The organism is Kitasatospora sp. NPDC058406, from assembly GCF_042722765.1.
Classification (GTDB): domain Bacteria; phylum Actinomycetota; class Actinomycetes; order Streptomycetales; family Streptomycetaceae; genus Kitasatospora.
The window spans coordinates 1-9,650 of sequence record NZ_JBHXKE010000303.1; the positions used below are offsets into that span (position 1 = coordinate 1).

The 9,650-nt window shown below is 70.0% G+C and carries 9 protein-coding genes; 5 read left to right on the forward strand and 4 right to left on the reverse strand.

The window, feature by feature from the left end; all coding sequences use genetic code 11:
- Positions 1 to 161: 161 nt before the first annotated feature.
- Positions 162 to 440 (reverse strand): hypothetical protein, encoded by a 279-nt coding sequence (locus ACFWOG_RS36430; protein WP_380363670.1) that lies wholly within the window; start codon positions 438 to 440, stop codon positions 162 to 164.
- A 28-nt stretch (positions 441 to 468) separates the two neighbouring features.
- Entirely contained in the window at positions 469 to 597 is a 129-nt protein-coding gene (locus ACFWOG_RS36435; RefSeq protein ID WP_329950353.1) for a hypothetical protein, read from the reverse strand.
- 425 nt (positions 598 to 1,022) lie between these two features.
- On the opposite strand from ACFWOG_RS36435, the gene ACFWOG_RS36440 reads away from it, so the two are divergent.
- Together ACFWOG_RS36440 and ACFWOG_RS36445 are read left to right on the forward strand one after the other, a co-directional pair.
- Positions 1,023 to 1,871, forward strand: a complete 849-nt coding sequence (locus ACFWOG_RS36440; protein ID WP_380363673.1) for a GntR family transcriptional regulator — start codon at positions 1,023 to 1,025, stop codon at positions 1,869 to 1,871.
- Positions 1,868 to 2,554: an HAD family hydrolase gene (locus ACFWOG_RS36445; RefSeq protein ID WP_380363675.1), complete on the forward strand. Its 687-nt coding sequence runs from the start codon at positions 1,868 to 1,870 to the stop codon at positions 2,552 to 2,554. The genes ACFWOG_RS36440 and ACFWOG_RS36445 overlap by 4 nt, the downstream gene beginning before the upstream one ends.
- Positions 2,555 to 2,925: 371 nt before the next feature.
- Here ACFWOG_RS36445 and ACFWOG_RS36450 read toward each other — a convergent pair whose 3' ends face one another.
- Positions 2,926 to 3,090, reverse strand: a complete 165-nt coding sequence (locus ACFWOG_RS36450) for a hypothetical protein (protein WP_380363677.1) — start codon at positions 3,088 to 3,090, stop codon at positions 2,926 to 2,928.
- An 830-nt stretch (positions 3,091 to 3,920) separates the two neighbouring features.
- Between ACFWOG_RS36450 and ACFWOG_RS36455 the strand changes: the two genes are divergently transcribed.
- A complete protein-coding gene (locus ACFWOG_RS36455; protein ID WP_380363679.1) occupies positions 3,921 to 4,046 on the forward strand; it encodes a hypothetical protein in 126 nt (41 codons plus the stop codon).
- 290 nt (positions 4,047 to 4,336) lie between these two features.
- Here the strand turns inward: ACFWOG_RS36455 and ACFWOG_RS36460 are convergent, their stop codons facing one another.
- Positions 4,337 to 5,059 (reverse strand): HAD family hydrolase, encoded by a 723-nt coding sequence (locus tag ACFWOG_RS36460; protein WP_380363681.1) that lies wholly within the window; start codon positions 5,057 to 5,059, stop codon positions 4,337 to 4,339.
- 346 nt (positions 5,060 to 5,405) lie between these two features.
- Between ACFWOG_RS36460 and ACFWOG_RS36465 the strand changes: the two genes are divergently transcribed.
- Positions 5,406 to 7,271: an APC family permease gene (locus ACFWOG_RS36465; protein ID WP_380363683.1), complete on the forward strand. Its 1,866-nt coding sequence runs from the start codon at positions 5,406 to 5,408 to the stop codon at positions 7,269 to 7,271.
- Positions 7,272 to 7,573: 302 nt separating this feature from the next.
- Entirely contained in the window at positions 7,574 to 9,568 is a 1,995-nt protein-coding gene (locus ACFWOG_RS36470; RefSeq protein ID WP_380363685.1) for an APC family permease, read from the forward strand.
- The last annotated feature ends 82 nt before the right edge of the window (positions 9,569 to 9,650 follow it).

Genomic DNA, 9,650 nt, shown 5'->3' on the forward strand with positions numbered 1-9,650 from the left:
TATATCTCCGGCCCCGTCACCGGCGCAAACCCAGTCCCCGGGCCCTTCTGTCATGGTCGAACAGTGATATTGATGTCTGGTTGTTTTGGGCGGTTTGTCTCACCTGGTTCCGCCCGGATCCCGGCGTTGACCAGTGCTTCCGGACCAGGCGCGGACCAGGGTCAGCCGGGCCGACGCTGGAGGCGTTCGGTGATCAGCCGGTTGGCGTGGTCTTCGTCACCGTGGATGCACTTCGCGTAGACCCGGAGAAGGACGGCGATGCTGTGCCCAGCTCGCCGCGCGCACTCGGCGGGCACCACCCCGGAGGCCAGCCACAGCGAGATCCCGGCGTGCCGGCCGTCGTACGGCCGCTTCGCGAGCGGGGTGGCCTGCTCCTCCGGACTCAGCACCTCGGCCCGGGCCGCAGCCCAGACGACTCCGTAGCCGCTCTCCTGCACCATGCCGTCGCGGAACGTCCGGAACAGCTGGTCATCCGGGCCGCGCGCTCGATCTCGCTCTCGCCAGTGACCCCGGCAAACACTGCTCGTCCACGCCGAGCGCCAGCTCAGCGAACTCGTCGTGGTTCGCGGCCGTCTGGCCCGCGATGATCAGCATCATGGGCCAACCTCTTCTCTGGGTGTGGGCCCGTGAGGGGTCGCCACGCTCCGGCCAAGTAAGGCGCGGCGGCCCCGTTCTCGCAGGCCCGGCCAACGTTGATCAACAGCACTGGCCGCCCCAATCACCCGGGACGGCCAGCAGGTCTGCGCCCTTACAGGCGGGCGCGGCCTTTTTGATCTAGGTCTCCGATCTGACAAGGCGCCGGGATGCCTCGGCCCGATCTGTCCTGGCCCCTTCGCCCTGGGCACGGCGGAAGGCCGGCCATCCACAGGCGCATTCGTGCAGGTCAGAGCAGCCCAAAGAAGGCCCCTCTGTGTCACCCCTGTCTCACTCGATGCGGCACTCGCAACATAGAGAACCCGCTTAGGCAGGTCAAAAGAGTTGGGTTTCTCATGCCTGTTGGGCACCTGTCCTAGCATTGGCCCATGGCCTTGGACCTGGACGACTCGCGCCCCCCGTATCAGCAGGTCGGCAGCTCTCTGCGGGCCTCGATCCTCACCAAGAAGCCGGGCTTCGAGACCGGCGACAAGCTCCCCTCAGGCCCCGAGCTGGCGAAGCACTTCGGCGTGGCGCGCGGCACAGTGGACAAAGCACTCGACCTGCTCCGCACCGAGGGACTGATCGTCACCCGGCAGGGGAGCGGCTCCTTCGTGCGGGAGCGGACGTCCCGGCCGGTCGGGCTACGGCCTCACCTCGAAGCCGCCTTCGAGCAGCAGCAGGTGACCCTCGACTTTGCGGGGTTCTCCAGCGAGACGCTGCACAACGCGCTGCAGGAGCCGCTCGACAAGGTCCGCTCCGGCCGGCTGGCCCCGGAGTCCATCACGGTCCGCCTGCTGCTGCCGGACACCACGGCGCCCATGGCCGTCCCGGTGCTCGTTGGCGGGCTCCAGGACGAAGCCGCCCTCCGGCAGCATGCACGCAACATCGCCCTGGCGAACGCCAGCGGGATCGCGCACTCGGTGGAGATGCTGGCCGAGCTGGGCCTGGTCCAGAAGGCCAGCGTTCAGGTCAAGGTCCACCGGGCGTCCAGCCTGTTCAAGCTGTACATCCTGAACCGGCAGGAGGCGTTCTTCGGCTTCTACCCGCTCCGCGAGCGCACCGTGGCGATCGACGACACTGACCACACCTTCTACGACGTGACCGGAAAGGACACCACCCTGTTCCACCGCGCCGCAGGCCCGGATGACGCCTCGCTCGGATCGCAGTACGTCCAGCAGGCCCAGATGTGGTTCGACAGCGTGTGGAGCACGATCGCGTACGAGCGGCAGTCATGACCGCCACCCCTCAGCAACTCGCCGACGTGCTGCGGCCGGTGAAAAACGTGCTGCTCGACTTCGACGGCCCGGTGTGCTCGGTCTTCGCTGGCCTCCCTGTCCCGGAGGTCGCGCGTCGCCTCCGCGAGGACCTGTCTGCCGCTGGCGAGGAGGTTCCGGCTGGGGCGGAGGAGGAGACTGACCCGCTCGCCCTGCTCCGGCTGATCTCGGACGCCCGACCCGATCTCACAGAGAGTATGGACGCCGCCCTGGTCGCGCTGGAGACCGAAGCGGTCCGGGTCGCCCGCCCGACCCCGGGCGGAGAATCGGTTCTGCGAGCTGCTGTCCGCTCCGGTCGGCTGGTCTCGATCGTCAGCAACAACTCGGGCGCGGCCATCGAGACGTACCTCTCCGAGCACGGCCTCAGCGACTACGGGGCCGGCGTCTTCGGGCGCGCCCCTGGCGATCCCTCGTCCATGAAGCCGAACCCGCGGCTCCTGCTCGAAGCGATGCAGGCTGCGGGCACCAGGCCGGACTACTGCATTTTCATCGGTGACGCGGCCCGCGACGTCGAGGCCGGTGAGGCCGCTGGAGTTCCGACGATCGGGTACGCCAACAAGCCGGGGAAGGATGCCAAGCTGACCGCCGCCGGCGCCGCGGTGATCGCGGACTCGATGGGGCTCATCGCTGCTGCCCTCGCCTGACCGGGTACCACATTTGGGAGTCGGCGACGCGTTCCACGAAGCTTTCGAGAGCTGGGTGGACAACGATCAGCCATCGGTTCGCTTACGGCATTCTGGCTGATCATCAAGCTTGTCGGAGCGAAGGATGCCTTCCGGGAGCCACCCGCACTGACAGGTAGATGGGTACCATGAATAAGGCATCCAAACCCTGGTACCGTTGAAAGGGCTGTTAGCGCCTAGGCGCTAATTCTGATGCATGAAGGAGGGCCCGCCTCGCCTGGTGCGGGAACACCAGAAGTCCCGAGACGGACCCTCTGTACCTACGGTGTGACTCCACGGTCGCACTAGCGATGGCCTGGCCGTTGACGCGGCTGGGCCATCGTGCTAAGCAGCTAGCTCAGGAGATCCTGGAGCAGCTGCCAGATGTCGTACGCCGTCTTCACTGCACGCCAGACGGCGAGCAGTTGACGCACCCCATCCCTGCGGAGCCTTCCCGCGTTCTTCGGCTCCGCATCCGGGACCTCGTCGGCCGGCTGTTGCTGATCGAGCGCGGTCATGCTCCACCCCTTCCCACTGTCCCCTGACCGCGCCTTGCGGTCAGGGTCGCGACGTCCGCCCGAGCGGGCGCCGTGACTCCGACCACACCTTGCGGTCGAGTCTGCTGACGGACGCTCACGCGCGCGCCAGGGAAGGGGTTTCGTGCTCACCCAGAGTAGATGCATGACAGGGCGTCGGACGAATCCGCGCGAGGGGTGCGGCATCGCCCGATCCGCCATTTCGATGGCCGCATCGACGATCCGCCCCAAGACGCAAACGATCCCGTTTCTCGTGGGCGCAAGATCAAAGGAGAAACCTCAGAAAATCCTTCGAAAGGTTCGATGTGGTATTGATTCTCGCGCCGGTTTCAAGTTCCTGACTGCCAGTTGCCATGGAATCAACGACCTCCCATAAACAACCTCCGGAATGCAAGTTGTATATAGAGGGTGTAGCCAGTTTCCTGTGTGGCCTCGGTCTTTTGCGCGACGGGTGGCGTCAGTAGGTTCTGGGTGGTGATTACTCAGATCGCCATGCCCATGGGCGGAGCGGGTGGAGCATCGACGACTGATGGCCACGCGGTGGGATGAGTGGAAGCTCGACACCTACGTGCAGTACGCGACCTGCGTGAAGGAGATCGCGGCGCTGGCCAAGCGGGCCGTCGATGCCGAGGCGGGGTCGACGGCGCGGGCGGAGTTCCTGGCTGCGATGGACCAGGCGGAGATCAAGCGGTCGGCGCTCCTTGAGACGCTCGTCCTGCTCGCGAGTCTGGCTGCGGTGGAGGCGGCGAAGGTGGTCAACGCCGCGTTGTGGGAGTCGGAGATCGCTGCCCGTGAGCACACCGGGGTGCCCAATGGTCCCGCCCTGGTCGAGTTGCTCAACGCCTACCACTCGCAGGCTCGACCTCGACCTCGACCTCGACCTCGACCTCGACCTCGACCTCGACCTCGACCTCGGCAACCCGGCTGGCGGAGTGTGATCAGGAACACAGAAGGGCTGGGTCCGGGCAGCGGAGATGCTGCCCGGACCCGGCCCTTCAGGTGGTCGCTGAGGTGGGTCGACAGGGGGCCGTCGAGACCATGATCCGGACCAGTGGCGGACCAGGTCTGACCTGTGATCAAGAGTCTGCAGGTCAGAACGTGCCCGGTCGGCGGTCTGTAGATCTGCCGCGCAAGCTACGCAGGTTCGAACCCTGCACCAGCCACAGGATTGAGAACGGCCCGTGATCAGCGGAAACGCTGATCACGGGCCGTTCTTCGTTTTCGGCGATCAGGAGGGCCCGGGGGAAGGGGCCGGCCGGAGCGTCAGGAGCAGGGTGGCGGCTGCGGGGGTGTCGGGGGCGGTGTGGGTGGGGGCGGGGTGGGCCGGGGGGAGTGGTGGGGGTGGGGTGGGGGTGATCCAGACGGAGCGCAGGCCGGTGGCGTGGGCGCCCCGGAGGTCGGTGGCGGGGTTGTTGCCGACCATCCAGTCGGCGGCGGTCAGGGTGCGGCCGAGGCGGGTGGCGGCGAGGTGGAAGACCGCGGGCGCGGGCTTGCGGGCGCCGGCCTCCTCGGAGACGCAGACGGCGTCGACGGCGGGCAGCAGCCCGGTGCGGGCGAGTTTGGCGCGCTGGATGTCGGTGGAGCCGTTGGTGACGACGGCGATGGTCCAGCCCGCGTCGCGGAGGGCGGCGAGGGCTTCGGGGACGCCGGGGATCAGGTGGGTGCGGGCGGCCTCCTGGGCGACGTGTTCCTCCCAGAGGGTCGCGCCGGAGCGCGGCAGGCCGTAGTGGTCGGCGATCCGGGCGAAGCCGGCCGGGGACCGGTCGGCGCGGAGGAGTGCGAAGACGGTGGGGGCGGCTTCGGCGGGGAGGCCGTGGGCGGCGCAGAAGCCGGGTGTCCAGGCGTCGGCGCCGCCGTCGCGTTCGACCAGGGTGTGGTCGAGGTCGATCAGGAGGAGAGGACGGCGGGGGCGGAGCCCGTCGCGAGATGGCGACGTGAAGTGATTTTTCATGTGCGGAGGGTAGTGGTCGGCGTCGGTGCCACTATTGCGAATGGCTTGCAATTACCTCGACCAGGCAGCAAAGTGGTGGGGCAGGGGTGGGGTCGGGCCGTTCAGCCTCCCCGCTGAGAAGCCCCGGTCGTGCGGAAGCGCGCCGGGAGTCCTCCGTAAGAGCTGATCGTCTTCCCAACCGGCGCCCGCCGGGACAGCGGTCCGCCCACCCCGCCTCTCGTCCCCACCGCGTCAAAGGCGTGTCAAGGCTGCGCGCCGGAGCGTCAGGAACGCGTAGGGGGCGGCGGCGTACGGGGGCGCGGCCCGCAGGATCGGATCATCCGATCGACTGCGGAGGTCCCGCCCGATGTCCAGCCCCGTCACTCCGGCCGTCGCCGTCGTGCCCGAGCCGTCCGGACGGTCCGGACGGTCCGGACCGCCAGGAACGGATGCCGCCGGCGCGGACGCCGACCGTCACCGGCTCACCGCCCTCGGCGGCCTGGCCGCTCTGTCGTTGGACGCGATGGCCTCCGTGGCGTACGGGCCCGAGTCGATCGTGCTGGTGCTGGCCGCGGCGGGGGCGTACGGGCTGGGGTTCACGCTTCCGGTGACGGCGGCGATCGCGGTGCTGCTGGCGGTGCTGGTGGCTTCGTACCGGCAGGTGATCGCGGCGTTCCCGGACGGCGGCGGTTCGTACGCCGTGGCCAAGGCGCACCTGGGGCGGCGGACGGCGCTGACCGCCGCGGCCTCGCTGGTGATCGACTACGTGCTGAACGTGGCGGTGTCGGTGACGGCGGGCGTGGCGGCGCTGACCTCCGCCGTACCGGGCCTGTACGGGGACCGGGTCTGGCTCTGCCTGGGCGTGCTGGCGCTGGTGACGGCGGTGAACCTGCGCGGGATCGCCGAGTCGGCCCGCTGGTTCATGGCGCCGACCGCCGTGTTCGTGCTCTCGATCCTGACGATCGTCGTGGTGGGCCTGTTCCGTGACGCCCCGGTGAGCACGGCGGCGGCCGAGGGGCACGCCTCGGTGCTGGCCGGCAACGCGACCGCCGTCGGGGCGCTGCTGCTGCTCAAGGCCTTCGCGGCCGGCTGTTCGGCGTTGACCGGCGTGGAGGCGGTGGCGAACGCCGTGCCGTCCTTCCGCACGCCCGGCGTGAAGCGGGCCCAGCACACCGAGGTCGCACTGGGTGCGCTGCTCGGCGTGATGCTGATCGGACTGGCCGTGCTGATCGGCCGCTTCCACCTCCAGCCGGTGGAGGGCGTCACCGTCCTCGCCCAGCTCGCCGACGCCTCGCTCGGCCACGGTGCCGGCTTCTACCTGGTCCAGTTCGCCACGGTGGTCCTGCTCGGCCTGGCCGCCAACACCTCCTTCGGCGGGCTGCCGGTCCTGCTCCACCTGCTGGCCCGCGACAACCACCTGCCGCACGTCTTCGCCCTGCGCGCCGACCGCCAGGTGCACCGGCACGGCGTGCTGTTCCTCGCGGCCGTCTCCGCGGTGCTGCTGGTCGGTTCGGGCGGCGACGTCAACAGCCTGGTGCCGCTCTTCGCGATCGGCGTGTTCGTCGGCTTCACGATCTGCCAGGTCGGCATGGTCCGCCACTGGGTGCTGGAGCGGCCGGCCCGCTGGCGGGCGAAGGCCGCGCTGAACGGCTTCGGCGCCCTGCTCACCGCCGTGGCGGCGCTGGTCGTCACCGGCACCAAGTTCACCGAGGGCGCCTGGGGCATCTGCCTGGCCCTGCCGCTGCTCGTCCTGCTCTTCGAGGCGGTCCACCGCAGCTACGCACGGATCGGCGAGCGACTGGAACTCGGCCGGATCCCCGGCCCGCTCACCCCGCAGCGCAGCCTCGTCCTCGTGCCCGTCACCGCCATCACCCGCCTCACCCGCGACGGCCTCTCCGCCGCACTCTCACTCGGCGACGAGGTCCTCGCCGTCACCGTCGTCCACGACCCGGCCGAGGCCGAAGCCCTGCGCCGGGACTGGGAACTGTGGCAGCCCGGCGTACCGCTGGTGGACATCCCGGACGGCCACCGCCGCCTCGGCCCGCCGATCGCCGAGTTCGTGAACCGCCTGGCCGCCGAACGCGTCTACGACCGGCTGACCGTCCTGATCCCCGAGGTCGAACCGGCCCGTCCCTGGCAGCGCGCCCTGCAGAACCGGCGCGGCGCGGTCATCGACCGGGCGCTGCGCCGGCACACCGACGCGGTGGTCTGCCGGCTCCGGATGCGGATGTGAGGGCCCGCCGTGTGGCGGTGAATTGCGGAGATGGTGGGTATTTGTCCGAGCCGATCGTCATATCTTGACGATGTCTTAACGGCCCCCCTCCGTGCTCCCCGCATGCCCTCCGAACGCCCCCGCGCCACCTGGCGTGCCGCGCCCGCAGCGGCCCCGACCTGCGGGAACGTCCCCGCCGATCGGAGATGCCGGGCGTTCCGGACACTCCTCGGAGGCCCGTTCCGCGCCGGCCGGACGCGCTTACGCTCGCCCATGTGTTCAACGTGCCCCAGGCGCTCAAGCGCCTAGTGATCGGCAGAGCCATGCGCAGCGAGGAGCTGGGCGAGACGCTGCTTCCCAAGCGGCTGGCGCTGCCGATCTTCGCTTCCGACCCGCTCTCCTCGGTCGCCTACGCGACCCAGGAGATCCTGCTGGTGCTCACCGTCGGTGGCGCCGCCTTCCTCTCGCTGACCCCGTGGGTCGCGGCCGGTGTGGTCGCCCTGATGGCGGTCGTGGTGATGTCGTACCGCCAGGTCGTGCACGCCTACCCGAGCGGCGGCGGCTCGTACGAGGTGGTCTCCCGGAACCTGGGCGCCAACTCGGGCCTGGTGGTGGCCGCCTCGCTGCTGGTCGACTACGTGATGACGGTCGCCGTGTCGGTGGCCTCCGGCGTGGACAACATCATCTCGGCGCTGCCCTCGCTCGCCGACCACCGGGTCGAGCTGGCGGTCGGCTTCGTCGTGCTGCTGATGGCGGGGAACCTGCGCGGAGTGCGGGAGTCGGGCAAGGCCTTCGCCGCGCCGACGTACCTGTTCATCGGCGGCATCCTGCTGATGGTGGTCACCGGGCTGGTCCGGGCCGTGCTCGGCGACGCACCGGTGGCGGCCAGCGCCTCGTACGGGATCGTGCCGGAGGACGGCAAGGACACCCTGGCCGGACTGGGACTGCTGCTGCTGGGACTGCGGGCGTTCGCCTCCGGCTGCACGGCGCTGACCGGGGTCGAGGCGATCTCCAACGGCGTGCCGGCGTTCCGGGCACCGAAGTCGAGGAACGCCGCCGCCACGATGGCCGTGATGGGCACCACGGCCGTGGTCATGTTCGTCGGCATCACGGCGCTGGCGCTGGTGTCCGACGTCCACATCGCCGACGACGCCTGCCACCTCACCGGGTTCCCCGGCGACTGCACGACCGCGCCCCAGCAGACCGTGATCGCCCAGCTGGCGGCGGCGGTCTTCGGCGGCGACGGGAGCGTCCTCTTCTACGCGATCCAGGCGGTCACCGCGCTGGTGCTGATCCTGGCGGCCAACACCGCGTTCAACGGCTTCCCCCTGCTCGCCTCGATCCTGGCCGAGCACCGCTACCTGCCCCGGCAGATGCACACCCGCGGTGACCGGCTGGCCTTCTCCAACGGCATCATCGCGCTCGCGGTGGTGGCCGGCGGGCTGCTCTGGCTGTACGACGCGGACGTCACCAGCCTGATCCACCTCTACATCCTGGGGGTCTTCACCTCCTTCACGCTGTCGCAGATCGGCATGGTGCGGCACTGGAACCGCACCCTGGAGACCGGGACCGACCCGGCGGTCCGGGGCGGCGCCCTGCGGTCCCGGGTGATCAACTCCTTCGGTGCGGTCACCACCGCGCTGGTGCTGGTCGTCGTGCTGCTGACCAAGTTCACCCAGGGCGCCTGGCTGGCCGTGGTCGCGGCGGCGGTGCTCTGGGTGATGATGCGCGGCATCCGGCGGCACTACGACAGCGTCGCGGAGGAGCTGGCGGTGGACGACCCGGACGCCGAGTCGGTGCGGCCCTCCAAGGTGCACGGCATCGTGCTGGTGTCCAAGGTGCACAAGCCGACCCTGCGGGCGCTCGGCTACGCCGAGGCGTTCCGGCCGGACTCGCTGGAGGCGCTCACCGTCGCCGTGGAGCCGGACGCCACCGGCGAACTGGAGCGGCAGTGGCGGGAGCTGGCCGTGGCGGTGCCGCTGAAGGTGCTGGACTCGCCGTACCGGGAGATCACCCGGCCGGTCGTCCAGTACGTGCGGGAGTACCGCCGGACCGGCCCGCGCGAGGCGGTGGCGGTGTTCATCCCCGAGTACGTGGTCGGGCACTGGTGGGAGCACCTGCTGCACAACCAGTCGGCGCTCTGGCTGAAGAGCAGGCTGCTCTTCACCCCGGGGGTGATGGTGATCAGCGTGCCGTGGCAGCTGACCTCGGCCGGCCGGGCCGACCACCCGTCCCGCCGGGCGCCGGGTGCGGTCCGGCGCGGCGAGCCGGCGGTGCGGTCGGAACGGGAGAAGCTGCCGGCGCCCGAGCACGCCTGACGCACGCGGGCAGGGGTGCGGCAGGAGCGCAGGAGCGCGGGACTACGGGAGCACAGGAGTACGGGAGTCACCCCACGGGCCC

Excerpts from the sequence above, each read along its gene's own strand:
- ACFWOG_RS36430 (WP_380363670.1), bottom strand. The coding sequence starts at position 440 with ATGGTGCAGGAGAGCGGCTACGGAGTCGTCTGGGCTGCGGCCCGGGCC.
- ACFWOG_RS36435 (WP_329950353.1), bottom strand. The coding sequence starts at position 597 with ATGATGCTGATCATCGCGGGCCAGACGGCCGCGAACCACGACGAGTTC.
- ACFWOG_RS36440 (WP_380363673.1), top strand. The coding sequence starts at position 1,023 with ATGGCCTTGGACCTGGACGACTCGCGCCCCCCGTATCAGCAGGTCGGC.
- ACFWOG_RS36445 (WP_380363675.1), top strand. The coding sequence starts at position 1,868 with ATGACCGCCACCCCTCAGCAACTCGCCGACGTGCTGCGGCCGGTGAAA.
- ACFWOG_RS36450 (WP_380363677.1), bottom strand. The coding sequence starts at position 3,090 with ATGACCGCGCTCGATCAGCAACAGCCGGCCGACGAGGTCCCGGATGCG.
- ACFWOG_RS36455 (WP_380363679.1), top strand. The coding sequence starts at position 3,921 with ATGGTCCCGCCCTGGTCGAGTTGCTCAACGCCTACCACTCGCAGGCTC.
- ACFWOG_RS36460 (WP_380363681.1), bottom strand. The coding sequence starts at position 5,059 with ATGAAAAATCACTTCACGTCGCCATCTCGCGACGGGCTCCGCCCCCGC.
- ACFWOG_RS36465 (WP_380363683.1), top strand. The coding sequence starts at position 5,406 with ATGTCCAGCCCCGTCACTCCGGCCGTCGCCGTCGTGCCCGAGCCGTCC.
- ACFWOG_RS36470 (WP_380363685.1), top strand. The coding sequence starts at position 7,574 with ATGCGCAGCGAGGAGCTGGGCGAGACGCTGCTTCCCAAGCGGCTGGCG.